Below are 26,326 nucleotides of genomic sequence, written 5' to 3'. Positions count from 1 at the left end.
GAATTTACCGGTTGCTGATAGCTGTGGTTGACGTGTTTATATTATGAGATGACAACTGATGGCGTCATCACAGTGTACGTGGGGTCAGGGTGCAGCCATGGTGGTTATGTTTGGCGGCGGCTGATTCGATGGCGGCTATTATCGCTGCTTTGGTAAATTCTGCAACTGCAGTGTTCACCATAGGGCTAGGCTCTATTAATCTAGATTCTATGGTTCTATGGTTCTATGGACCTATGGACCTATGGATCTAAGATCTAGGCTCTAGCGCTAACAGGGTCAGCCACAAGGTCACCGACAAGGTAGTCGCTCTAAAAAATCAATAGCCCCATAAGCCGTTGTGAGTTAATCCCGCACCAAACGCAGCATAGGCTCTTCATCCAAGTAAATTAAGCCATGTACCTCGGTTACGTGTTTGCCTTTAATGAGCTGTAATAAATAGTCGGCTATGCCTTGGGTGATCACTTGGCCGGGTACTAGTAGCGGTATACCCGGTGGGTAGGGCACTAACTCGTCGGCGCTGATGCGGCCTATTAGGCTGGGGTTTACCTTTTGGCTGTCATCCAATAAGGGCTGGTCTTCGGTGTCACCAAAGTAGGCGTCTTTAGGTAAACATTTGAGTTCGCTCATGGCGGGTAAGGGAATGACTTGGTTAGTGTTGCTGGGGGTTTTAGCGGTGCTGGCCATTTGCTGCAAGGCGTGGATGAGGCGCAGCACTTTGCTGTCGGTAGAGCCTAGGGTGACTAATACCGAGACGGTGTTGTGTGTGGTTTTTTCCACCTGTATGCCGTATTGATCAAACAGCAATTGCTGCAACTGCTTGCCGGTGTAGCTAGAGGCGCTGGTGTCTATGGTGACCTTGGTGGGGTCTAGGCGTATACCATCGCCTTGTACTTCGGGGGCGAGTAAATCCTCCAGCTCTAATACGCGAAAAACCTGCGTTTGATTGATCTCTAGCCGCAGCCGCTTAGACATGGCCAAGCAGCGGCTGAGTTGTTGGTAGCCTTCCATGCTCATTTGTTTGCGGGCCACATCCAAGCTGGCAATCATGGAGTATTGCGGGCTGGTGGAGGTGTGCATATTGATATTTTCTTGAAAGCGGTGTTCATCAAAATCGGGGTCGGCGACGTGTACCATGCTGGCCTGCGAAAACGCCGACAACATTTTGTGGGTGCTTTGGGTGACGTAATCGGCGCCGCAGTCTAGGGCATTGGGCCTGAGTGCGGGGTGAAAATAGCCGTGGGCATACCAGGCTTCGTCTATTAGCACTTTAATTTTTTTAGCGTGGGCAGCCTCAATAATAGGCGCTAAGTCGTAATACAGGCCGTCGTAGGTGCACGAGGTAAGCACTAACAGTTTGGCGTCGGGGTTGGCGTCTATGGCGGCTAAAATATCACGGCGACATACCGGGCCATAAACCCCGTATTCAGGTTGCAGGCTGGGGTTGAGGTAGATGGGCTCTATGCCAAACATGATCACCGCGTGGTGCATAGATTTGTGGCTGCCTCGGTCTAGCAATATTTTGCCGCCACCGCCCAGCAGTTGTTGTACCACCACCTTGTTGGCGGTAGAGGTGCCATTGGTGACAAAAAAAGTATGCTTAGCGCCAAAGGTTTTTGCCGCCAGCTTTTGTGCCTCTTGCATTACCGATTGTGGGTCCATTAATGAGTCCAGCGATTGCACCGAGCAGGACAGGTCGGCATTAAATACATGCTCGCCCATCAGTGCATAAAAATCGGATATCCAGGGGCTGCTACGCAGGCTGTCGCCACCGGCGTGGCCGGGGGTATGCCAGGAGTCTTTGGCGCTGTAGATATACTCACGCAGGGCATCGGCAAAGGGCGTGCTGGCGCGTTTTTGCAGGGCAGACTGAATTAAGCGGTACACATTATTGAAGTTGTGTTCGTCGCGGGCAAACAGCTCATCGAAGTTGTCGGCGATAGGGCTGGCATCGGCAACGGTTAAAAATTGTGATAGCTCGGCTCGCAGTTTTTTTAGGCTTGAGGATAATTGTTGGGCCTGGTCTATGGTGGCTGTATCTATGACTACCGCTTGCAGTAAACCGTCATCGCTAGCCAGCGTCGCGGCCTGGTCACAGCTGCTGGCTATAAAACTGATATTGAGGTCATTTTTTTGCTGTAGCGCACAGCGATTAAGTTGTGCGCACCAGTGCTCACGGAAATCTTTATCGTGACTAATAATAGCGACATGACAGGCAACAGCAGACATAGGCTTACTCTCATCGTATGAATATTACAGAGTGGCAGAGTTGGATCTATTTAAGGTTAGCACTGCTGAGTGATTATGCTATTGCGAAGGACTAGGGAATGGAGCAGAAGTTAATCGTCAGCATTAACTGGCGATTAACTCTAGATGATAGCCTCTAGAGACTGCCACCTAGAGGCTGCCACCTAGAGACAAGAGACTAAGAACTAGCGACTGACATCAAAACACATCAAAGCGTAACAAGTCCTCAGGCTCTGCGCGCCTGCGTATCAGCTTGCTGCCCTGCTGCATGTCAGTGAGCACAGCGGCAGCGGATAGGCGGCCACAGTAGTCGTTCATCATTTCCAGTGCATAAGCGCCGGTGTCCAATAGCGCTATGATGTCGCCGTTTTGGGTGTTGGCGGGCAGCTCGCGCAGGTTGGGCTGGTGTACTAACACCTGCTCTAAAGTGGCATGGTGGGCGCTTAATGCCGGTTCGGTAGCCAGCAGGGATTTAACCCGGCCTTCGCCTTCTATGTCGTAGTAGGTGTCGCTGCTGTCGCATAGTGGCCCCACTATGCGGCATAGCTTGGTGTCGGTATCGTCGGCACGATTGGCGTTAACCATGTGGAAATACCAGCCCGAAAAAATATCAAACAAGATGTTGTAGCCTGCATCCAAATAATACACTGGGAAAGCGCTACGCTGTTTGTCGCATTCTATACGGCTTAATAAAATAGCGGTATCGCTCATCATGCTGCGGCCAGGCTCAACAATGATTTCTATATCACTGCCTAGGGAGTCAGTAATGGGTTGGATTAAAATTTTGGCGATGGCGTCAAAATCGACATCTGTGCGGTATTTTTTTTGATAGTGCTCAGCAACGGTGCGCCAGTTTTCTTGTGAGCTGCTGTAGTTTTTGGGATAACCGCCGCCCAGGTTGATATGTTGCAAGGGGTAGGGTAGTAATGCGCTCACTTCTTTGGCATAGGCGATTAAAAAATCCGCTTCTTTTTGATAGGTGCTAAGGTCAGTGACTTGCGTGCCTATGTGCGCGTGTATACCGGTCATGGTTAAAAATTCAGGGTGCTGAATAATTAAAGCAATGGCGGTAAGCTGCTCTTCGCGGGTCATGCCAAACTTAGAGTCCGAGGTGCCGGTTTCCCAGCCGGCGATAGCGCCGCCTTTAATCTCGGGGACAATGCGTAGGGTGACATTGGCTTTTTTGTTTAAGTCTTGGGCTACCGACAGAATGCGTTCTAGCTCGGCGACGGAGTCCACGTTAATGGCTTTGATATCTTCGGCAATAACTTGCTCTAGCTCTACGCGCAATTTGGCCACGCCGTTAAATACCATGTCTTGGGCGCTATAACCGGCAGTTTTGGCTTTAAAAAACTCGCCGCTAGAGTTAATTTCTATACTGAGGCCTGCGTCTTTTAAAACTTGCAGCACAGCAATATTGGCATTGGCCTTACTGGCATAGCACACGGTGGTGTTGGCGTGCACACGGCGGAAATTACTCAGTATATCTTCGGCGTTATGTCGCAGCTTAGCTTCTGAATACACATATAAGGGCGAACCGTATTGTTCTATCAGCTCAGTTGTATTTACCCCATCGATATACAGTTGATTGTTTTGGCTGGTCAAGTGGCCGGGGCGGCCCCAAGGGTGTAAAGCGACAGCTAGGCTCATTCTTCATACTCAGTTGCAGTGTTTTTGCAAACACTATGAATTAAGGAAATGTGAAACTGAGTGTACTCTCAACTTTTTTTAAAATAGCCACAAGAGACATTTTTTAAGAGGGCTTGTGATATATATTCACAAGTCTGTTACATCAGGCTAAAAACTGAACGAAACGACTGCGAGGGCTTAGGTCGGTATGGTCATATTAGCTTCGCTTAGCAGCCATTCTATAAATACTTTGCAACGCTCGGACAAACTTTCTTGCTGGCTGGTAATTAAATGGTAGGACGAAGGGTCGTGAATTTTACTGGCAAAGGGTTGTACTAAAACGCCTGTGAGTAAATCGTCAGCGCAGGTGAGGTTATCCCCCATGGCTACGCCTAGGCCGTGCCTTGCGGCAATCATCTGATGTATGGTGCTGGGTATTATCATGCTGTTGCTAGTGTCTATGCCGGTTACCCCTTCGGCGGCCAACCAGGTAGACCACAGGCCATCGTTGCCTTCGTTAATCAAGGTGTGTTGTTTAAGGTCTATGGGGCTAAGCAGCTTCGGCTCTTGCGCTAATAAATCTGGGCTACACACCGGAAAGCTCAATGTTTCCACCAGTAAAATCACATCGCGGTATTGCCATTGGTCGGCGTTGCCCCAGCATATGCACACGTCTAGGTCGGGGTTGTAGGCGGCTTCTATGTCGTCGGAGGTGAGTAAGTTAATACGCAGCTGCGGGTATAGGGCTTTGAATTTATGCAGCCTGGGCATTAGCCAATAGGCGGCAAAGGCGGGGGGGGTAGAAATGGCCAACTCACCGCTATAGTCATCTTGTTTTAAATCTTTTACCGAGCGGGTGATTAGCTCTAGCGCTGAGCTAACGGCGGGTAGCAGCGTTTTACCTTCGGCGGTTAAATGCACCTGGGTGGTGGATCTATCAAATAATTTTACTGCTAAGTTGTCTTCTAACAGTTTGATTTGTTTGCTTACTGCGCTGTGGGTAACGCATAGCTCATCGGCAGCGCGCACAAAGGATAAGTGCTTGGCAACCGCAGAAAATACGCGCAGGGCATTGAGTGGTGGCAGTTTAGTCATAAAGCGTTATAGCCCAATTTTTATAGCTAGGTGTAAGTTAACAAGCTTTTAAGTGTATGAATTTAGTTGTTTTTAAACAAGGCCAATGCCCAAATAGTGTCGCTAGTGCAGGGGTTAGCTAGCTAGTGCCTTTTAGTTACAGCTGCGGTGTTTTCTTTTCACTATTCAGCAGCCTACAGCCTTGCCTATTATAGCCTCGTTCTATCAATAAACTTAGTGCAGCTTCTGGCGGCTAAGTGTTGACCTTAAGCCCAAAACAATAACAAGGGATAAGCAATGTTTACTAAAAAACTATTAACACAAGCCATTATCGTGGCCTCAGCCAGCAGTATGAGCGCCGCCGTGCAGGCTCAGGAACAAAAAAAAGTCAGCGCATTGGAAGAAGTGGTAGTAACCGCAACCAAGCGCGCTAAGAGTTTGCAGGATGTTGCCATAGCGGTAACCGCCATGGGAGAGAATGAGTTAGATGAGTTTAATATCACTAACTTTGACGACTATGTACGTTACTTGCCAGGCGTTAACTCCGCAGGCCGCGGGCCTGGCCAGTCATCCGTGTTTATACGCGGCATGGCTACCGACTCCTCAGACCAAACCTCGGTGGAGTTTGGTGCCCCCGTTCCCAATGTGGCTTTATACCTAGATGAGCAGCCTGCCAGCTCCACTGGCCGTAACTTAGATGTTTACGCCGCTGATCTTGAGCGGGTAGAAGTGTTGCCTGGGCCGCAGGGTACCTTATTTGGCGCTAGCTCACAGGCGGGCACCATACGCTTAATTACCAATAAGCCGAATGTGAATGAAACACAAATTGCTGTCGATGTGAGTGTTTCTGACACCCACATGGGTGAGTCCAGCCATAGTGAAGAGCTAGTGCTTAACTTTCCGTTAATCGAGGGCAAGTTAGCGGTGCGTGGTGTGTTTTATAAAGCGGTAGATGGTGGCTATATCGATAACGTCTACGGGGAAACCTCCTTTGGCCCCGGCGATGAAGGCTTCCCCGTAGGTGCCACCACTACGGTTGCCAATAACGCAGCCTTTGTAGAGGATGATTTTAACGACACTGAATATACCGGTTACCGTTTGGGTGCCAAATACATCATCAACGATGACTGGAGTATCTTAGGTCAGTTTATGCACCAAGAGTTGGTAGCCGATGGTGTATTCGATCATGCCCCCAGCAAGATAGATGATTTGCAATCATCAGGCGAACCCATTACCGGTGTTGCGGTAGGCGATTTAGAAGTTACCCGTTACTTCCCCGATGAGTTAGACGATCAGTTTGATCAAATGGGCATTACCATAGAAGGCCACATAGGCGAGTTAGATTTAGTCTATGCCGGTTCTTATTTGGATAGGGAAGTGGTTAATAGCTTTGACTACACCGGCTATACCCACGTCGGCACCTTCTCCTATTACTACTTATGCCAACCCAGTTACACCCACTGTGGCAGCCCCATACAGGGCATGCCAGATAGCCAGGTGAATAACAAAAGGCAAACCAATGAGCTGCGCTTAAGCTCAAATTTTGATGGCGGTGTTAATTTTATTGCCGGCCTTTACCACGACGATGCAAAAACCGAAGTGGACAGCAATTTTTATGTACAGGCCATTTACGATAGCGAATCTTTTTACCAAAACAGGCCCATACCTGGCTCTACCACGGTAAATCCTGATTTCCGTCCACGGGGTATTAGCTACACCAATGATATTACCCGTAGAGAAGATCAGCGCGCTATTTTTGGTGAGTTAAATCTAGACCTTAGCGATCAGCTTTCCTTAACGCTGGGTGCCAGATATTACGAGATTGATATCACTATGTTGGGCTCTACCAGCTTTGCCACACCGAAAGTGGGTAATACAGCAGACGAAGATGATAACGGCAGAAACTACGACGAAATTTTTGCCAATCACCTACCTTACGAGCAAGACGACACCATTTTTAAAGCCACCATGGAATACAACCATACGGAAGACCAGTTGTATTACTTCACCTACTCAGAAGGATTTAGGCCCGGTGGTTTAAACCGCCCACCTGAAAGCGCTTTTGTTTCGCAAACCTACGACAGCGATGAAGTCACTAACTATGAGTTCGGTTGGAAAACGACTTGGATGGATGGCCGGGTACGCTTTAACGGCGCGATGTACTTTATCGATTGGAAGGGCATGCAAGTAGGCATTACCGATTTCGAAAACGTAGGCGTAGTGACCTTTGTAGGCAATGTGTCTAACTCAGAAATTTACGGCATAGAGGGCGACTTAACCTTTGCCGCCACCGATAACCTAATGCTATTTGCTTCATTCTCATTATTAGATACCGAGATGACCAAAGTCGCACAGGGCGGTAGCCAAATTGCCAAAGCCGGCAGCGAAATAGCCTTAGCGCCACCGGTGCAGTTAAATATGCGCGCGCGTTATGAGTGGGCCATAGGTGATATGCAGCCCTATGCGCAAGTGGTTTACTCCTATACCGACGAGCAATACAGCTCAGTGATAGAGAAAAATCGCTATCTACAAGATGCTTATCAAACCGTTGATGCCTCATTCGGCATGGCTATAGATGAGCACTGGGGTGCAGAGGTATTTGTAGAGAACTTAACCGATGAGCGCGCCGAGTTGTTTATTAACTCGCTAGATACCAGCTTGAGAATTACCACCAACCGGCCGCGCACCGTAGGCTTGCGGGTGTCTTACGATTATTAAGCCCTTTGGGGTTAGCTAGTGTTTTTGTAAACACTATTTTACCCCCATGTTTTCATAGTGCTCCCAGGAGTATGTCCCTATTGACCATAGCTTAGCCCGCTAAGCTATGGTCTTTTTTTGAATTTTATTGCGGTTTTATTACAGCTGGCTAACGCAGTTTTACATCAATAATAACTATTGCAGCCAACCATAAAGCCTTAAGCCACTCTAAAAAAGTGCTTGTAATACAGAGAGCTAAAACATGCCTAACATCATGCAGGTATTGAAACGCACAGAGGCCGCTTATTATGTCTACGCTTAAAGCGCCTTCCCGTTGGGATATAGGCTTTACCTTGGTTTTGTTAGTGAGTTTATTATCGCTATCAGTGTATTTTTTTGGTGAGGATTCCTCCCTAGGCCCCAACCAAATTGTCTTAACCTTTGTTGCTGCAGTGGTGGCGATTATAGGTATTAAAAATGGTTTGTGTTGGCAGGATATTGAGCAAACTATTATTAGCTCGGTGTCGGCGGCATTAATGGCCGCACTGATTTTACTATCAGTAGGGGGCTTAATCGGCAGCTGGATTTTATCCGGCACCGTGCCTAGCATGATTTATTACGGCGGCCTGCTGCTAAGCCCTGAATATTTTTATGTGGCGGGGTGTTTGCTCTGCGCCTTGGTGTCTTTTTGTGTGGGTAGCTCTTGGACTACTGTAGGCACCATAGGGGTAGGGGTAATGGGTACGGCGGTAAGCATGGATCTGCCTATAGATATTACCGCCGGTGCGATTATATCGGGTTCTTACTTTGGCGATAAAATGTCGCCCATGTCCGACACCACCAATCTTGCCCCGGCGGTGACGGGCACCGATTTATTTACCCATATACGCAGCATGATGTGGACCACCTTGCCCAGCATGTTCATTACCTTAGTTATTTTTACCGTGTTAGGGCTCAATTATCAGCCTCCGGCTACGGCGGTAGATAGCGCGCTGTTTTCGGCGGGTTTAGCCGAAACTTTTACCATTAATGGCTTTATGTTATTGCCGGTGGCCTTTGTGGTGTTTCTCGCCATGAAAAAAGTGCCGGCCCTGCCTACGGTGTTGGCGGGTACTATCGTGGGTTGTGTGTTTGCCCTCCTATTTCAAGGGCCGGTGATTATTCAGTTTGTGGATGACAGCAGCTTAAATACCTTTGAGGCCATGGTGAAGGGCACCTGGACGGTGCTGTTTGATGGCTATGAGTCCCATACCGGCGATAGCAAAATCGACAGCCTGCTATCTAGGGGCGGTATGTTTTCGATGCTGCATACCTTATGGCTAATTATTGCGGCGATGAGCTTTGGCGGCATGATGGAAAAAACCGGCATGTTACAAAAGCTAGTGCGCGGCCTATTGGCTATGTCGGTGTCCAGCGCGGCTTTGGTAGCTAAAACCATCGTCAGTTGCATAGGGGTGAACGCCATAGCCTCGGATCAATACATCTCCATCGTCATGCCCGGCCGTATGTATAGCGAGGAATATAAAAAGCGCGGCATTAGGCCGGAAATACTCTCCCGCGTGCTAGAAGACGGCGGCACCATCACCTCGCCACTCATACCCTGGAATACCTGCGGCGCTTTTTTAGCAGGTACCCTGGGGGTAGCCACGCTCACTTATCTACCTTACTGTTTTTTTAATTTGATCAACCCGGTGATGTCTATAGTGTTGGCCTATTTAGGTATAGGTATGGGTGCAGGTGCAGGCGCGGGTGTAGTAACGGGTGTGGCCGCGCAAGCCAATGAACAGGCTGATACTGCCAGCCACGCTAACAAGCCCGCTGCCGCTGGCTTAGCGGAAAACAGCTAAGCTGCAAGCGTTAATACTAGCGGGATGCTAAGTAGCTAGTAGCCCGCTATTTACGCTAAAACTCCCTAGGTTGAGAGCTGTTTTTTAGGTTAAATAGTGAGCAGCTCTCGACATTAGCCTCTCTACTCTTTATAGTGCGCGGCCCCTGAGCATTAGCTGCGGGCCCACTACACTACAGCATTCTGGAACTTCTCTTGATTACCACTGCAAACATCACCATGCAATTTGGCGCTGCGCCTTTGTTCGAAAATATCTCTGCTAAATTTGACGGCGGCAATCGCTATGGCTTAATTGGCGCCAATGGCTGCGGCAAATCCACTTTTATGAAGATACTCAGCGGCGAGCTGGCACCTACCTCGGGTAATGTGTCTATTAACCCCGGCGCTAAAGTCGGCGTGCTTAGCCAGGATCAGTTTGCCTTTGAGGCTTACAGTGTCGTGGATGCGGTGATTATGGGCGATGTGGCCCTGTGGAAGATAAAGCAAGCGCGCGATCGTATTTACGCCTTGCCAGAAATGAGCGAAGACGAAGGCATGGAAGTTGCCGGGCTAGAAGTTGAATTTGCCGAAATGGACGGCTATAGCGCCGAAAGCCGCGCTGGCGATATCTTGCTAGAAGCAGGCATAGCTGAGGAGTTTCACTTTGGCTCTATGGCGCAAGTCGCCCCCGGTTATAAAGTACGTGTGCTACTGGCCCAGGCGCTATTCGCCAACCCCGATATATTGCTGCTGGACGAACCCACCAACAACCTTGATATCGATACCATCAACTGGTTGGCCACAGTACTGAACGATCGTAAGTGCACCATGATTATTATTTCGCACGATAGGCACTTTTTAAACTCAGTGTGTACTCATATGGCCGATATCGATTACGGCGAGCTGCGCATCTACCCGGGTAATTACGAATACTTTTTAGAAGCCTCATCGTTAATACGCGAACAGCTATTAACCGAGAACGCGAAAAAGAGCGCCGAGATAGACGAGCTGCAAGCCTTTGTTAATCGCTTTTCGGCTAATGCTTCTAAAGCTAAGCAGGCTAGTTCGCGCGCTAAAAAGATGGATAAGATTTCTTTAGACGAAGTGAAAACTACCAGTCGCCAAACACCTTCACTACGCTTTCAGCAAACTAAAAAATTACACCGTCAAGCGCTAGTGTTAGAAAAGCTTAGCCACGGCTACGACGGCGAAACGTTGTTTAGTAACGGCAATATGATTTTAGAAGCCGGTGCGAAGTTAGCGGTAATAGGTGATAACGGTGCCGGTAAAACCACTTTTTTACGCTGCCTAATGAATGAGTTGCAAGCTAATAGCGGCATGATTAAGTGGTCAGAAAACGTCAATATAGGTTACTGCCCGCAAGACAGCAGCGCCGATTTTGATAGTGACCTCAACTTGTTCGATTGGATGTCACAATGGCGCAGCCCTAAGCACGATGATTTAGCTGTGCGTGGCATGTTGGGTCGCCTGTTGTTTACCGCGGATGACGCTAACAAAAAAGCAAGAGTATGTTCGGGTGGTGAGAAAAACCGTTTGTTATTTGGCAAGTTAATGATGCTGGACACTAACGTGTTAATTATGGATGAGCCCACTAACCATTTGGACTTAGAAGCTATAGAGGCGTTAAACATCGCGCTGAAAGGCTACGATGGCACTTTGATTTTTGTTAGCCACGATAGGGAGTTTGTTTCTTCCTTGGCTACTCGAGTGGTAGAGATTAAAAATGAAGCGGTCATCGACTACCAAGGTACTTATGATGAGTACTTAGCTAGCCAGCAAGCGGCGCAGAAAGTCGCCTAGCGGTTGCCTCTCTGTCATACCGGCCTCTGGTCGGTATCAAGTTGTACATCCTCATAGGGTCATTACCGGCCTGCTAGCCGGTGTCCAGTTGCTCCTCATACTGTCATGCCGGACTCGATCCGGCATCCAGCTAATCAGGCCTACCCGCTAACCTTTTCTAAATTAGCGCGATTAGCTTAAGCTTTAATAATTCCCCAATCTTAATCTTAGTAAAATCTTAGTAAGATACCCACTCTAAAGAATCTTAGTAAGACACCAGAATCTTAGTAAGACACCCACTCTAATAAATTAAGAAAAACACAANCCTGTAATCAAGCGAAACAACTGATTCAAGGAAGTGAGTTGTCAGACCTTTAAAATCACAAGAATTAATAATCTTCACGATTTTCAGGCAGCACTGAACCTACCGATCTGGCATAGGATTATTTGAGAGTGGGTTTTAATTAAAGCAAAGCTGTGCAGTTAGCCAAGCCAGGCGTACGTTGATAGCCAAAAATCTTCGCCGCAAGATCTTAATAAGACACCCACTCTAATAAATTAAAAAAACACAATCCTGTAATAAAATCTTAGTAAGACACCCACTCTAAATCTTAGTAAGACACCCACTCTAATAAATCAATCTTCAATCTTAGTAAGACACCCACTCTAATAAATTAAAAAAACACAATCCTGTAATCAAGCGAAACAACTGATTCAAGGAAGTGAGTTGTCAGATCTTTAAAATTACAAGAATTAATAGTCTTCACGATTTTTAGGCAGCACTGAACCTACCGATCTGGCATAGGATTATTTGAGAGTGGGATTTAATTAAAGCAAAGCTGCGCAGTTAGATAATCCAGGCGTACGTTGATAGCCAAAAATCTTCGCCATTTCTTTCAGTTTCTCTTTCACTCCGACCAAGCTTTTAAATCGGCATTCAAATTGAGTGCTTAGCGTTAGCCACTGTTGTGGCTCTATCGTTAGGCGCTCAAGTATAGGTGGTAGCTGTTGATTAATAGCACCGCGTTTATCACTGCGAATAATGCGCCCAGTCCAGTCGACTAATTCTATATAATCTTTTAGATGAAAGGGGATGCCTTCTGGCATAGGATCTCGGGGGTTGCCGATAAATCTGGCTAGGGCTTTGGGTTGGTGTTGCTGCTGTTTTATTGCATTTATACGTTTTTTAATCGAGGTGTGCTGTGACTGCTCAGGTGTTTTAGCCAGTTTGGCTCTAATGGGGTTAAGGTCTACATAGGCCATGCAGGCAAGCAGGGCTTTTTCATCCAATAGGGCTTGTGATTTAAAACGTGACTCCCAAAATCGGCCGGTGCACTGGTCCTCCGCATTGGCTTGCCTGGCGATAGGTTCATTTAAAGCCCGCATAAACCAGCTGATATCACAAAGCTGTAAGCGCCATTGTTCAAGCTTGAGTTTAACAGCATCAAGTTCTGTCGGGCTTAATCATCAGTTAACTGCTTTATCGCTTAGGTTTAGCGATGCTGCCTTATTGATATGCAATACAACATGGTGGTGATTACTCATCACTGCATAGGCACACAGATCAATGGTGAAGACTTTAGCTAACAATAAAATACGGTCTTCAACCCATTGCCTTCGGTGTTCGTAGCTTTTGCCGGTAAAGCTNTCTATACCGCACAAAAAAGNNCGCCTTACACAGCGGGAGGTGCAGTGATAGTAAGGGGTTGCGTCTAGGGAGACCAGTTCCTTTCTGGGTTTTGGCATAGTTAACCGCTCCTTGGTTACTGATGCTGGTTAAATATACAGTTGTTTGGTTCTGTGTCAAGCTTTAAAGTGGGTGTCTTATTAGTGGTTAGCCATATCCAGCAGGAAAGGGGGGTGCTTTATTTTCAGCACCAGGATCGCGTCGACCCTATATTTGATGTTGATCAACCAATTGAGTTTGAGAATATTAAACACTCTGATTCAAATCCACTGCATGAGCTGGTTAAGCAGGTCTACGAATTTCAAAACTATATCTATGAAAAAAATGAATTTAGAGCTGAGGATAAAAAGCTATTAAGCTCTCATATGGAAAGAAAAAATACTTTAGTACGGTGGAATAAGCGCGTAATTTCACACTACTCAGCGATGAGCAATGTGTAGTGCGATCATGCGATCAAGGAGTCACAATTTTTGAAACTTAACCCTGTAACTACATCGAGATAATAAACTAGGCAGTATCTCTCTGATCCTTTGAACTTTAGATCTAACCACATCCAATAACAAACTGTTAAGTGTAATAGGAAATAAAAATGATCGGAAAATGTCTTTGTGGCGACGTGCAATTTGAAATTGAAGGTGAAATTCCAAATCTTTTACAGTGTCATTGCTCATTATGCCGCAAACAAAGTGGTTCATCTGCCAATGCTTCAACATTTGTGCATGAAAGTAAGTTCACTTGGACGTCTGGTCAAAATAACGTTTCCCATTACAAAAAAGATACTGGTTTCAGTTCCAGTTTTTGCGCTAAATGCGGTAGCCCCGTTCCTAATCAATTGGGAAGCACGGACAAATACTGGGTTCCAGCAGGGCTGCTTGAAAATGAAGAGGATCTAGAAATTGTGGTGCACATCTATACCCAATCAAAAGCAAGCTGGGAAGAGATTCCGTCATCTGGGAAACACTTTGAGGAAATGCCTGATATAGAGTTACTCAACAAGGCCTTGCAGCGTACAAGCCGCTAATGCGGCGTTATGATTCTAGAGTGCTTTAAGGCGAGTACTGTAGGGGCAGTACTGTAGCGTCAGTGATTTAGGGCCAGAGAAATATTTACCGGCGCCAAGAAAATATAACAAACAACCGTGATTAATGGATCAACAAAGCCATAGCCCTTAAAAAACCAACCCCATGAGCTATCAGCAGTTACTGAACCCATGCAATTTTTCACTCTAAGCTACAACCGCCAAAAACCTCCCCGCCACACCCCTCCAGCCTAAACTAGACATAGCCAACACAGCGCCCAATACCGTATCCAAGCCACAGCCATGGGCCTTACCTTTCTAATAACAAAAAAGCTTTATTCCCAATTTAGGTCTATAGTTAACCGGCTATAATCACTATGCCGATTAGCAGTAGTAAAGGGTTTAATCCGAGCTATCAGCCCCCCTAGGCTATGCTCAGTACCAAGGGTTCGCTTGATGTCTATCACCGTTGCCTTAAACCACAAGACCCATTATCAATACGACCGCTTGGTTGCGATGTCGCCCCATGTGTTTCGCTTGCGGCCTGCGGCCCATAGCCGTACCCATATACAGGCCTATAGTTTTAAGGTTATTCCTGAAAACCATTTTATTAGCTGGCAGCAAGACCCTTTTGGTAACTATTTGGCGCGGGTGACGTTTCCAGAAAAAACCGCTGAGTTTTCCTTTGAGGTAGACATCATCGCCCAGCTGTTGGCGATTAACCCCTTTGATTTTTTTGTGGAAGAGTATGCCGAGGTTTACCCCTTTGCCTACGAAGCGCAGCTTAAAAAAGAACTAGCCCCGTATTTTGAATGTGAAGACGATAGTCCAGAGTTGCTATCCTGGCTTAAGCCTTTTAGGGAGCATAAAGGCAATACCGTTTCGTTTTTAGTAAGCCTAAATTCGGCGCTGCAACAACACATAGGCTACACCATACGCCTTGAGGTTGGGGTGCAAAGCTGCGCAGAAACTCTCACTAAAAAAACTGGCTCTTGCCGCGACTCGGCGTGGGTACTGGTGCAGGCTTTGCGTCAGTTAGGTTTGGCCGCGCGCTTTGTTTCCGGTTACTTGGTGCAATTGGCATCAGATGTTGAATCGCTGGACGGCCCCAGTGGCCCGGCTGAGGACTTTACTGACCTACATGCTTGGGTTGAAGCCTATGTGCCCGGCGCAGGCTGGATAGGGCTGGACCCAACGTCCGGAATTTTTGCCGGCGAAGGCCATATTCCGCTGGCCTGTACCGCTCACTATCAAAGTGCCGCACCGGTTACTGGCGGCACCGATGAATGCGAGGTGGAGTTTAGTTTTAGTAATAGCGTCACCCGCATCCATGAAGACCCACGGGTAACCAAACCCTATAGCGAACAACAGTGGCAGGCCATTGATCAGCTGGGTATTTATGTAGATAGCTTGTTAGAAAAAAACGATACCCGCCTGACTATGGGTGGCGAACCTACTTTTGTATCCATAGACGATATGGAGGCGGATGAGTGGAATACCGCCGCCGATGGCCCGCACAAACGTGAGTTGGCAGAAGATTTATTGCTGCGCCTACAGGCGCAATTTTCCCCCGGCGGTTTTCGCCATTATGGCCAAGGTAAATGGTACCCGGGCGAGCCTTTGCCACGCTGGCAACTGGCCTGTTATTGGCGGCGTGATCAACAGCCTATTTGGCATGATGCCGCGTTAATGGCAGATAGGCGTAAAGACTATGGCGCTACGATTGAGCACGCCCAACAGTTCACCATCGAGTTATGTCGCATCATTGGTTTGGCTAATAGTTACATAAAACCCGCCTATGAAGATGGGTTATATTTTTTATGGTTGGAGGGCAATCAACCGGCCAGCCTAGATCCCACTAAGGCGGATTTAAAAGACTCCCATGAGCGCCAAAAACTAGCGCAAGTACTTGGCAATGATCTAGGTAAGGCGGTGGGTTATGTGTTGCCTATAGCTTGGAATCTACGCGCGCAAGCTTGGCACAGCAGCCATTGGCAGTTGCGCCGTGAACATGTGTTTTTAATACCGGGTAATTCCGCCATGGGCTTACGGCTGCCGTTAGAGCGGGTTTATGGCCACAGCCCCGAGCCTGCCGATACCTTGCAGCCGCGGGATTTGTTTGAGGCGGTAGCGCCTTTACCAAAAACCTTTAGCCAGCAAGCGGTAGCGCCGGTCACTGCCAAGTCGACAAAAGCTTGTAAGCAAGAGCATGCAGCCGCTGCTAAAACCTCGGCCAGCATCGCCAGTGCAGAGAAGGTATTAACCGCGCTGGCAGTAGAGCCCCGAGAGGGCAAGCTGTATATCTTTATGCCGCCACTGGCCTACCTAGAACATTACTTAGCGTTGTTGGCGGCCATAGAGCAATGCGCCAAAACCATCAACATGCCGGTGATTATTGAAGGCTATGCGCCACCTAATGATAACCGGTTTAACAAATATGCGGTGACGCCCGACCCCGGCGTGATAGAAGTCAATATACACCCCGCGGCAAACTGGCAGGATTTAAAACACAACACCCATACTTTATATGCCGAAGCGCGTTTGGCGCGCTTGGGCACCGAAAAGTTTATGCTCGATGGCCGCCACTCCGGCACCGGCGGTGGCAATCACGTAACCATAGGTGGTGCTACCCCTGCCGACAGCCCCATGTTGCGTCGCCCCGATGTGCTGCGCAGTTTAATTACCTATTGGCAGCATCACCCAGGTTTGTCTTATTTGTTTTCTGGTTTGTTTATAGGGCCCACCAGCCAAGCGCCTAGGGTGGATGAAGGCCGCCATGAATATTTGTATGAGCTGGAAACCGCCTTTAGCCAAATACCTAACGGCGAAACACCACAGCCTTGGTTAGTGGATAGATTGTTGCGCCACCTGTTGGTGGATATTACCGGTAATACTCACCGCTCTGAGTTTTGTATCGATAAATTGTACTCGCCCGATAGTGCTACCGGCCGCATGGGTTTGGTAGAATTTCGCGCCTTTGAAATGCCACCACATCCGCGTATGAGTTTGGTGCAAATGTTATTGCTGCGCACTTTGATCGCGCGGTTTTGGCACCAGCCTTATCACCACCCCTTAGTGCGTTGGGGCACTGAGCTGCATGATAGATTTTTACTGCCCCATTATGTGTGGGCCGATATTAAAGATATCGCCGAAGATTTAAAGCTCGCCGGTTTTGATTTTAAAGCCGAGTGGTTGTTTCCCTTTTTAGAGTTTCGTTTTCCGGTGTATGGCCGCCGCCAAATTAACGATATAGAAATAGAGTTGCGCACCGCTATCGAGCCTTGGCATGTATTGGGTGAGGAGGTTAGCAGCAGTGGCACCTCGCGGTTTGTCGATTCTTCTATAGAGCGCATACAAGTAAAAGTCACTGGCCTAACCGACACGCGCTATGCGCTGTCGTGCAATGGTTATCGCCTGCCTTTAATGAATACCGGTGTGCAGGGTGAATATGTGGCCGGTGTGCGCTTTCGCGCCTGGCAGCCACCTTCGGCGCTGCATCCTACAATTCCTGTGCATTCGCCGCTGATAATTGACTTAATTGATACCTGGTCGGGCAGGGCGGTGGGCGGCTGCACTTACCATGTTAGCCATCCAGGGGGCCGCCATTTTGCCACCTTCCCCGTCAATAGCTTAGAGGCCGAGGGCCGAAGGCTGTCCCGCTTTTGGGATATCGGCCACACCCCGGGCAATTTTGGCGCGCAGTTTTCCGGCCAGGTTAGCGCTGGCTATTTTGTGGCAGAAGGATCGATGCTTGGGCCTATGGCACTGCCGCAAGTCATTGTTGAGCCGGAATATCCGCACACCTTAGATTTGCGGCGGGCAAAAAAATAATGTGCTTATTTTTCGTTGAAGCCTAATACTAAAAAAACTATAAAGAGTTTAAATTTGTACATAGCGTAAGTCGATTTACGCTAATGACTATAGAAGGATTGACGATTGACTGATGCAACCGAAATGCCAACCGCCGAGCTTATAGGCCTACAGCTAGCTAATAATTATGGCGCGCTGCAAGGGCAGGCCTATGATGAAATGTGGTCTAAAGAGGGCAAGCATACGCAGGCGCATTGGCAGCCTTTAATTAGCTCTTTGCAGGCGGTCGGTGGCAAGGAGTTACAACGCCGCCATATGGAGGCGCAGCGTTTGTTGCGCGAGAATGGCGTTAACTACAATGTTTATCATGATGCCGATAATTATTCACAATCTTGGCAGCTGGACCCCGTTCCCTTATTAGTACCACAAAAAGAATGGGATCAGCGCGAGCTTGCGTTAGCGCAGCGGGCCACCTTATTTAATCTTATCCTGCAGGATATTTATGGTGAGCGCCGCCTAATTAAAGAGGGATTAATCCCTGCAAAATTATTGTATGGCAATAAACATTTTTTGCGCCCCTGTAATAACTTACCAAAAGAAGCCAACACCTTAACTTTTTATTCCTGTGATATTTCTCGCGGCCCTGACGGGCAGCTGTGGGTAATGGCCGATCGCACGCAAACGCCTTCCGGTGCGGGCTATGCCTTAGAAAACCGTATAGTGATGACGCGTTTGTTTCCCGATACCTTTAGGGAGATTCAAGTACATAGGTTGTCGTTATTTTTTCGCATGGTACGTGAAAGTTTAAGCAAGCTCGCGCCGCTACGTGAAGATCCCCGCATTGTAGTTTTAACACCCGGCCCAAACAGTGAAACCTATTTTGAACATGCCTATTTGGCCTCATACCTAGGCTACCATTTAGTGCAGGGTAATGACCTAACCGTAAAAGATGGCAAGGTCTGGCTTAAATCCTTAGAGGGTTTAAAACAAGTCGATATTATTTTTCGGCGTTTAGATGATAGTTGTTGTGACCCGCTAGAGCTGCATGAAGATTCCAAGCTAGGTATACCTGGCTTGTTACAGGCTGTACGTGAGAAACAAGTCATTATTGCTAACCCCTTAGGCTCAGGCGTGTTGGAAAGCCCTGGGCTATTACCTTTTTTACCGGCAATTGCCAAAAGCTTGTTGGGGGAAGAATTAAAGATTTCATCAGTGGCAACGTGGTGGTGTGGCCAAGATAAAGAATTACAGTATGTGTTAGAGCATTTGCCACAGCTGGTCGTTAAATCTATTAGCGATCGCCACTCGGGTATCTTTTGTCACGAACTCAATAAAGCACAGTTGGATGAGTTACGTTTACGTATAAAGCGCAATCCGTATCTCTATGTAGGCCAAGAGTATTTACATTGTTCAACTGCGCCAACATTAATTGGTAACTCACTTGAACCTAGGCTTAGCGTAATGCGTAGTTTTTTGGTGGCGACTGAAAACGGTTATAGCGCTATGCCTGGCGGTTTAACCCGCACGGCACGCCATGCTGATAGTTCTTATGTGTCGGCTGAGCAAGGTGGCATCAGTAAGGATACCTGGATTTTAAGCGACGCTCCCGATAAGCAACTAAGAGTGTGGCCGCAGGTGGCGCACACGGGGCAATTCGACAACCCGGAAGAGGAGGTGCTAGCAAGCCGCGCAGCAGAAAACTTATATTGGGTGGGGCGCTATATAGAGCGCAGTGAGAGCACGGCTAGGCTGTTGCGCACAGTGATTGCCAACCTCAACGACAGTGATGACTATGGTGATGATAGCGATAAGGCCTGCCTGCACATACTGTTACAAGCATTGACTGTCATGACCGGCACTTTACCGGGGTTTATAGGTGAGAAAAAGGCAGAGCTATTACAGCAACCTTTTGTAGAGCTTAAGTCTTTGATACTCGATGGCAAGCGTATGGGCGGGCTGGCGCAAGTGTTAAATAGCTTTGTGCGTTCGGCATTTAGTGTACGTGATTTATGGTCTAACGATACCTGGCGAACCATAGATGATCTAGACGAAGAATTTAATCAATTACAAGCTACTCCCACCAATTTGTACACACTGCACAATCGTTTAGATAAGGCCATATCGTATATTATGGCCTTTATCGGTTTAGCCAGTGAAAGCATGCCACACGATAATAGCTGGCATTTATTGGATATAGGGCGGCGTATAGAGCGGGTATTAATACAAATTAAATTGCTGCGTTTTTGCCTAAGTGATGTCAGAGAAAAAGTGGTTGAACATCTATTAATCGAGGCCATGTTAACCACGCAGGAAAGTTTAATTACCCATAGGCGGCGTTTTAGAAAATCCCAGAGTATAGAAACTGCATTAGAGTTGTTGTTACTGGAGCCGACTAACCCGCGCTCCTTGGCTTACCAGGTTTATCGTATCGATCAATTTGTGAGTCGTTTGCCTCGCACCAGTAAGGCGCAGCATTTAGATGAAGAGCAGCGCCTGTGTTTACTCGCCACCACGCGTATTAGGGTTACACGGGCTTATGATTTAACGGCGGTTGAAAATAATAAGCGTGCTGAATTAACCTTATTTTTGGATGATATTGAGCAGACTATTACCGCGCTTTCTAAATCCCTGCATCACACCTACTTTAGCCATACCGAAAGTGCACAACAGTTAACGACTATACGTTTGGAGATCGCACCATGAAGTACCGTGTGAGCCACACCAGCAAATATATTTATAGTGAATCTGTCAGCCGTTGTCATAATGAAGTACGCATGACCCCGCTTAATAATCGCAGCCAAACGGTAGAGAAAACAAAAACTAAAGTATTTCCTGCGCCGCAAAAAGTTTTTGAAAGGTTAGATTACTTTGGCAATAAGGTGGCAAGCTTTGATATACATCGAGAGCATAAAATACTCACCGTTACAGTGGTGAGTGAGGTGCTTACGTTACCGCCACCGCAGCCTAGTGTAGAGTGCGAGAAAATGCCTTGGCATGAGGCGCGGGATATTATCCAAACGTCGACTAATAGTATCGATATAGAAGCCCAAGAATATTTATTGGCTTCGCCACTAGTCCCTTTGGATGACGAAATAAAAGCCTATGCCCAGTTATCATTTACCGAAGGCCGGCCTGTTTTTGAGGCCTTACAAGATTTAACCACCCGTATTTATACCGACTTTAGCTATGAACCTGGCTTTACCACTATTAGTACACCACTCAGCGAAGTGATGGAGCACCGCAAAGGGGTGTGCCAGGATTTTGCTCATTTACAAATCGCCTGCGTACGCAGCATGAACCTGCCTGCAGCCTATGTGAGCGGTTATTTAGAAACCGACCCACCTCCCGGCAAAGTGAAATTAGTCGGCTCGGACGCCTCCCATGCCTGGCTCAGTGTTTATATCCCAGGTTTTGGCTGGCAAGATTTCGACCCTACTAATAATCAACAGCCCAATGAGCGCTATGTGACCGTGGCGGTGGGGCGTGATTATGCTGATGTTACTCCCTTGAAGGGGGTTATTTATGGCGGTGGCGCGCATAAGTTAGAAGTGAAAGTGGATGTTGCGCCCATGTTGGCACCCAGCCAGGAAAGTGCATGATATGACTATTGAATGGAAAAATTATCGAGTCGAAAAGTACTATGATGAATTGATGCTGTCAGGTAATAAAGCCCGCCCCCATGGCAAGAAACTGGCAAAATACCTAGCCTCTTTATCCAATAGTGAGCTTGAAACTTATCGTATAGCGACAGAGTTATCGATTAAGGAAATAGGGGTGAGTTTCACCGTTTATAATCAGGAAGGCGGTTCTATAGATCGCAGCTGGCCCTTAGATATATTCCCCCGCATTATGACTAAAACCGAATGGGAGAAAATCGAAGCGGGATTAAAACAGCGGGTACAGGCCTTAAACCTATTTATCGCCGACTTGTATGGTGAACAGCGCATTTTAAAAGATGGCATTATTCCTAGAGCGGTGTTTAAAAATTCAAAAAATTTTCGCGAGCAGTGTGTAGGTGTTAAGCCGCCCTTAAATATTTGGGCGCATGTTTGCGGATCAGATTTAGTGCGCGATAAAGATGGCACTATGTATGTGCTGGAAGATAATCTTAGAGTGCCCTCTGGGGTGTCTTATATGTTGGAAAACCGGCTGGTCATGAAACGGGTATTCCCTGAAATGTTTGAGGATTACAGCATACTGCCGGTAGATGATTACCCCTCAAAACTGTTTGATATGTTGGCGTCTATTTCACCTAGGCCTGCCGATTACCCGGAAGTGGTGGTGCTAACCCCCGGTATTTATAACTCCGCCTATTTTGAGCACGCCTATCTTGCCCAGCAAATGGGCTGTGAATTAGTGGAAGGTAGAGATTTGGTAGTTTGCGATGACGACTGTGTGTATATGCGCACCATGAGAGGACTAAAACGGGTAGATGTGATTTACCGCCGTATCGATGATTTGTTTTTAGACCCGGAAGTATTCAATAAAGAGTCGACTTTAGGTGTGCCAGGGTTAATGCGAGCATGGCGTAAAAATAATGTTGCACTGGCTAATGCGCCGGGTGCTGGGGTGGCCGATGATAAGGTGGTATATGCTTTTGTGCCAAAAATTATTAAATATTATTTAGACGAAGAAATTAGCTTGCCCAATGTAAAAACCTATATCTGTATGTATGAAGACGATAGGAAGTATGTGTTGGAAAACTTAGATAAGTTGGTGGTAAAGCCCGCCAACGAGTCCGGCGGCTATGGCATGCTGGTAGGCCCTGCCTCTACCAAAAAGCAGCAAAAGGAGTTTGCGGCGTTAATTAAAGCTAACCCCGGTAATTATATAGCCCAGCCCACCTTGAACTTGTCAACAGTGCCCACCTTGGTTGGCGATAAAGTGGAGCCGCGCCATGTGGATATGCGGCCTTTTATTTTAAGCAGCGATAGAATAGAGGTCACTACCGGTGGCTTAACTAGAGTGGCCTTGGTGAAAAACTCCTTGGTGGTTAATTCCTCTCAGGGCGGTGGCAGCAAGGATACCTGGATAGTGGATGAAGAGGCCTAGGGTATGTTATCTCGCGTTGTTGAAATGATTTATTGGACAGCTAGATACTTAGAGCGCACCGAAAATCTAGCTCGGCTGATTAATGTTAACTCTAATTTATTACTGGACTTACCTAAAAGCATAGCCCCAGGATGGGAACCATTGATCAATATTACCGGCACACGCGAGCGCTATCTTGAGCTGCATGATGATTTTAGTGAGCGCACGGTGTTAACGTATTTAGTTAACCAAGAGAATAGCCCTTCGTCCTTGGCAAAGGCCTTGGCCGGGGCGCGAGAAAGCGCCCGCACCATACGCGATGTCATCCCCAGGGAAAGCTGGGAGCAGATTAATGCCCTGTATTTATACGCTAAAGACAATGCCAGTAGGGTTTTTATAAAATCGCAACGCTTCGAGTACTTAAATAACATTATTTTACGCTGCCAAACCCTTAATGGTTTGTTGGCTGGCACTATGAATCAAGATGAGGGTTATTCATTTCTGTTAATAGGCCGCAATTTAGAACGTTGTGATATGACCTCGCGTATTATCGATGTGCGCTCCGCCGATTTGCTGGCTGATGAAAATCAAACCCTGCAGCCTTTTGACCTGATTCAATGGATGAGTGTTTTGAAATCCCTGTCTGCCTATCAAATGTACCGGCGTAGTATGCAGGTAAAAATTAATCGTTCGGATGTGTTGAAGTTTTTATTCCAATCTGAGGTGTTTCCGCGTGCGCCTTATCATTGTATTTCTAGAGTTGAATTTTGCACCCTAGACTTACCTAATAATGAAGCGCCTTTACGGCTTATAGGTCGGGTAAAGCGCGACTTGATTGAAACTAAGGTGGGCAAACTGGAGCAAGAAGCCTTGCATGAATATATCGATGAGTTACAGCTCAGCCTGATACATATTAGCGATGCTTTTGCCGATCAGTATTTTTTGTCTGGAAAAATGCAGTCTCAAGAGCAGAGCAGTGCTTGATGTAGGGCCAGATTTTAAAAGTTCCAGGCTCTAACAAACAATAATACTGATTTTAATGATGAAGTTTTAACTATGAAGGAGCATGACTCATGTGGTTGCGTACTAGTTGCGAATTAAACTTTGTGATACACCAGCCTACGCCCTTTGTGTTTATGCTAAGGCCGCGCAGTGGTGTTCAACAATGGGTGGCGCGTGAGGAATACGCTATCACCCCGCATTATCAGGCTTCGGAATTTACCGATATTTACGGTAACCTCTGCCAACGCTTGATTGCTGATCCCGGTAATTTAACTGTACGTACCAGTGCCGACATCATGACTAGCGCTCAGCTGGATGTAGCGCCAGGTGCACCGTTCACCTTGATACAGTATTTACCTGAGCAGGTATTAATTTATTTATTACCCAGCCGTTATTGCGAGTCTGATCGTTTCCATGAAATGACTATGCCGGTAGTGGATGGGCAGCTAGCGGGCTATGATCAAGTGGCGGCCATAGTCGACTGGGTGAGGCGAAATATCAGCTATAGCCCTAGCCAAGATAATTGGCCCATCACTGCGGTAGAGGTCAATCAAAACGGCCAAGGGGTGTGTAGAGATTTGGCACATATTGCTATCGCCATGTGCCGAAGTATTAGCATACCTGCGCGTCTGGTGGTGGGCTATCTACACCAGTTACAGCCCATGGATTTACATGCCTGGTTTGAAGCCTATGTGGGCGGCCGCTGGTATAGTTTTGACCCCACCCAAGCCCAACTTAAGGGAGGATATATTGCGGTAGGTTTTGGCCGCGATGCTGCCGATGTGGCTATTTATAATCAGTTTGGGCCGGAAACTTTTGCTCATAGCCAAAAAATCACAGTGGAATTATTGAATAATAATGATCTTTAATTTACTGGGGTTCAGTTTATTTTGCGGTGCAGGGTTAAACTGCTTATCACTATGTTCTACTTACCCTGTCATGCCGGACTCGATCCGGTATCCACCTAATCCGGCCTACCCGCCAATCATTTCTAACTTAGCGCGATAAACCTAATCCCTAAATAATTTATTAATCCTTGTGGCCGCAGCAAGCCAGCTGCCCGCAAGACACGCCGTGAATACATCCGTGTAGGCTAGGCGCTGGCATCCATGCCAGCGACTGTCTTGCAAACAACTAGCTTACTGCCTGCAATATCGTGCGTTGAAAGGGGGCTTATCTATATATACTTCCATTGGTTATTTATTGAGAGGCTTATACAGTCGAACTATTTATGTGCATATTCACACTTTTAACTGTTGGTATAGACTTAAAAGTCTAAATCTAGCTGTGGTTTCAATTGGTCATTGCAACGCTATTCTTTAATTAAGGAGAGCGTCGCTATGAAACGAAGAAAACGAATATATTATACCGCCGAGCAGAGAGAGTTAATGTGGGATCGCTACCAACAAGGTGACTCACTAGCCGATATAGCTCGGCTATTTGATAGGTATCACTCATCAATTGAGCACATCATCGCTGAAACCGGTGGCATACGACCTCCAGTCCGAAAAAGGTCGAGCCGTTGTTTGTCGTTATCCGAGCGAGAGGAAATATCCAGAGGCATAGCGACTGATGAATCAATTAGAGAGATAGCGAGTGGGCTTTGTCGCGCTCCGTCTACAATTAGTCGTGAAATTAATCGTAACGGAGGATACGACCTCTATCGGGCTAGCCGAGCAGATAAAGTCGCATGGGAGAGAGCCAAGCGGCCAAAGCGATGTAAGCTGCTATGTAATCAATCGCTTAGTATGATCGTCGCTCGAAAACTTAAAGCTGGATGGTCTCCTCAACAAATATCAGGTTGGTTGAAGAGAGAATATTCGGCAGGTGAGAACTTTTACGTGTCACACGAAACTATTTATAAAACGCTTTATATACAAGCGCGAGGAGCCTTAAAAAAAGAGCTTATTCAGTGCCTGCGATCACAACGTGTTAAGCGTAGATCAAAGTATTCTAGTCTTAAAGGCGTAGGGCGGGGAAAGATCGTAGATGCCATTACCATTAGTGAGAGACCCGCATCCGTTGAAGATAGAGCGGTACCTGGTCACTGGGAGGGCGATTTAATTGCAGGTACCCACAACAGCTATATAGCGACGCTAGTTGAGCGGCATTCGCGATACGTCATGCTCGTGAAAGTAGCAGACAGAAAGACAGCCACTGTAGTTACAGCGTTAATCAAACAATCAAAAAAGTTACCCAACGAACTCTATAAATCTCTGACATGGGATCGCGGTAGTGAGCTGTCCGCTCACAAGAGATTTACGCTAGCGACAGATATTAAGGTCTACTTTTGTGACCCTCAGTCACCGTGGCAGCGAGGCTCTAATGAAAATACTAACCGGTTATTGCGGCAGTATCTTCCAAAAGGAACAAACCTGTCTGATCACTCCCAAGCAAAGTTAAATGGGATAGCTCGACGACTCAACGAAAGGCCGAGAAAAACATTGGAATACGAAACACCTGCTGCTAGATTTAATACTTGTGTTGCAGCGACCGCTTGAGATCACCG

Annotated in this window: 15 protein-coding genes and 1 pseudogene; 12 read left to right on the top strand and 4 right to left on the bottom strand. The window is 47.2% G+C overall.

Going from position 1 to position 26,326, the window contains the following annotated elements:
• Positions 1–342: 342 nt before the first annotated feature.
• The 3 genes from B067_RS0112855 to B067_RS20450 form a co-directional block, all read right to left on the bottom strand.
• A complete protein-coding gene (locus B067_RS0112855; protein ID WP_019530488.1) occupies positions 343–2,226 on the bottom strand; it encodes an aminotransferase class I/II-fold pyridoxal phosphate-dependent enzyme in 1,884 nt (627 codons plus the stop codon).
• A 216-nt stretch (positions 2,227–2,442) separates the two neighbouring features.
• A complete protein-coding gene (gene lysA / locus B067_RS0112850) occupies positions 2,443–3,894 on the bottom strand; it encodes a diaminopimelate decarboxylase (protein WP_019530487.1) in 1,452 nt (483 codons plus the stop codon).
• 177 nt (positions 3,895–4,071) lie between these two features.
• On the bottom strand, positions 4,072–4,968 hold the full coding sequence (locus B067_RS20450) for a LysR substrate-binding domain-containing protein (protein ID WP_019530486.1): 897 nt from the start codon (positions 4,966–4,968) through the stop codon (positions 4,072–4,074).
• Between the two features lie 276 nt (positions 4,969–5,244).
• Here B067_RS20450 and B067_RS0112840 point away from each other — a divergent pair, with 276 nt between their 5' ends.
• From B067_RS0112840 to B067_RS0112830, 3 genes are all read left to right on the top strand, one after another.
• Positions 5,245–7,665 (top strand): TonB-dependent receptor, encoded by a 2,421-nt coding sequence (locus B067_RS0112840; RefSeq protein WP_019530485.1) that lies wholly within the window; start codon positions 5,245–5,247, stop codon positions 7,663–7,665.
• A gap of 287 nt (positions 7,666–7,952) precedes the next feature.
• Entirely contained in the window at positions 7,953–9,491 is a 1,539-nt protein-coding gene (gene nhaC / locus B067_RS0112835; protein WP_019530484.1) for a Na+/H+ antiporter NhaC, read from the top strand.
• Between the two features lie 194 nt (positions 9,492–9,685).
• Positions 9,686–11,290, top strand: coding sequence for an ABC-F family ATPase (locus B067_RS0112830; protein ID WP_019530483.1), 1,605 nt, complete (start codon positions 9,686–9,688; stop codon positions 11,288–11,290).
• Positions 11,291–12,097: 807 nt separating this feature from the next.
• Here B067_RS0112830 and B067_RS20445 read toward each other — a convergent pair.
• Positions 12,098–13,015 (bottom strand): annotated as a pseudogene (locus B067_RS20445) (transposase).
• A 54-nt stretch (positions 13,016–13,069) separates the two neighbouring features.
• Between B067_RS20445 and B067_RS0112820 the strand changes: the two are divergent.
• The 9 genes from B067_RS0112820 to B067_RS0112780 all read left to right on the top strand — a co-directional run bounded on the left by B067_RS0112820 (position 13,070) and on the right by B067_RS0112780 (position 26,318).
• The gene (locus B067_RS0112820) at positions 13,070–13,396 is read left to right on the top strand and encodes a hypothetical protein (RefSeq protein WP_156820839.1); all 327 of its coding nucleotides are present in this window, start codon (positions 13,070–13,072) and stop codon (positions 13,394–13,396) included.
• Between the two features lie 149 nt (positions 13,397–13,545).
• A complete protein-coding gene (locus B067_RS0112815) occupies positions 13,546–13,977 on the top strand; it encodes a GFA family protein (RefSeq protein ID WP_019530479.1) in 432 nt (143 codons plus the stop codon).
• A gap of 453 nt (positions 13,978–14,430) precedes the next feature.
• A complete protein-coding gene (locus B067_RS0112810) occupies positions 14,431–17,805 on the top strand; it encodes a transglutaminase family protein (RefSeq protein ID WP_019530478.1) in 3,375 nt (1,124 codons plus the stop codon).
• A 105-nt stretch (positions 17,806–17,910) separates the two neighbouring features.
• Positions 17,911–20,487 carry a circularly permuted type 2 ATP-grasp protein gene (locus B067_RS20435; protein WP_156820838.1) on the top strand — a complete coding sequence of 859 codons (2,577 nt, stop codon included), beginning with the start codon at positions 17,911–17,913 and terminating at the stop codon, positions 20,485–20,487.
• The gene (locus tag B067_RS0112800) at positions 20,484–21,383 is read left to right on the top strand and encodes a transglutaminase family protein (RefSeq protein WP_019530476.1); all 900 of its coding nucleotides are present in this window, start codon (positions 20,484–20,486) and stop codon (positions 21,381–21,383) included. The genes B067_RS20435 and B067_RS0112800 overlap by 4 nt, the downstream gene beginning before the upstream one ends.
• 1 nt (position 21,384) lies before the next feature.
• Entirely contained in the window at positions 21,385–22,836 is a 1,452-nt protein-coding gene (locus B067_RS0112795) for a circularly permuted type 2 ATP-grasp protein (protein WP_019530475.1), read from the top strand.
• A 3-nt stretch (positions 22,837–22,839) separates the two neighbouring features.
• Entirely contained in the window at positions 22,840–23,799 is a 960-nt protein-coding gene (locus tag B067_RS0112790; RefSeq protein ID WP_019530474.1) for an alpha-E domain-containing protein, read from the top strand.
• Between the two features lie 89 nt (positions 23,800–23,888).
• The gene (locus B067_RS0112785) at positions 23,889–24,686 is read left to right on the top strand and encodes a transglutaminase domain-containing protein (protein ID WP_019530473.1); all 798 of its coding nucleotides are present in this window, start codon (positions 23,889–23,891) and stop codon (positions 24,684–24,686) included.
• Positions 24,687–25,157: 471 nt separating this feature from the next.
• Positions 25,158–26,318, top strand: a complete 1,161-nt coding sequence (locus tag B067_RS0112780) for an IS30 family transposase (RefSeq protein ID WP_019529719.1) — start codon at positions 25,158–25,160, stop codon at positions 26,316–26,318.
• Positions 26,319–26,326: the final 8 nt, after the last annotated feature.

It is taken from the genome of Dasania marina DSM 21967 (genome assembly GCF_000373485.1).
GTDB lineage: Bacteria > Pseudomonadota > Gammaproteobacteria > Pseudomonadales > Dasaniaceae > Dasania > Dasania marina.
Note: the sequence above shows the minus strand (reverse complement) of the source record. Positions and strands in the feature narration are given on the sequence as shown.

Excerpts from the sequence above, each read along its gene's own strand:
- B067_RS0112800 (WP_019530476.1), top strand. The coding sequence starts at position 20,484 with ATGAAGTACCGTGTGAGCCACACCAGCAAATATATTTATAGTGAATCT.
- nhaC (WP_019530484.1), top strand. The coding sequence starts at position 7,953 with ATGTCTACGCTTAAAGCGCCTTCCCGTTGGGATATAGGCTTTACCTTG.
- B067_RS0112780 (WP_019529719.1), top strand. The coding sequence starts at position 25,158 with ATGAAACGAAGAAAACGAATATATTATACCGCCGAGCAGAGAGAGTTA.
- B067_RS0112785 (WP_019530473.1), top strand. The coding sequence starts at position 23,889 with ATGTGGTTGCGTACTAGTTGCGAATTAAACTTTGTGATACACCAGCCT.
- B067_RS0112795 (WP_019530475.1), top strand. The coding sequence starts at position 21,385 with ATGACTATTGAATGGAAAAATTATCGAGTCGAAAAGTACTATGATGAA.
- B067_RS0112855 (WP_019530488.1), bottom strand. The coding sequence starts at position 2,226 with ATGTCTGCTGTTGCCTGTCATGTCGCTATTATTAGTCACGATAAAGAT.
- B067_RS0112810 (WP_019530478.1), top strand. The coding sequence starts at position 14,431 with ATGTCTATCACCGTTGCCTTAAACCACAAGACCCATTATCAATACGAC.
- B067_RS20450 (WP_019530486.1), bottom strand. The coding sequence starts at position 4,968 with ATGACTAAACTGCCACCACTCAATGCCCTGCGCGTATTTTCTGCGGTT.
- B067_RS0112815 (WP_019530479.1), top strand. The coding sequence starts at position 13,546 with ATGATCGGAAAATGTCTTTGTGGCGACGTGCAATTTGAAATTGAAGGT.
- B067_RS0112790 (WP_019530474.1), top strand. The coding sequence starts at position 22,840 with ATGTTATCTCGCGTTGTTGAAATGATTTATTGGACAGCTAGATACTTA.
- lysA (WP_019530487.1), bottom strand. The coding sequence starts at position 3,894 with ATGAGCCTAGCTGTCGCTTTACACCCTTGGGGCCGCCCCGGCCACTTG.
- B067_RS0112840 (WP_019530485.1), top strand. The coding sequence starts at position 5,245 with ATGTTTACTAAAAAACTATTAACACAAGCCATTATCGTGGCCTCAGCC.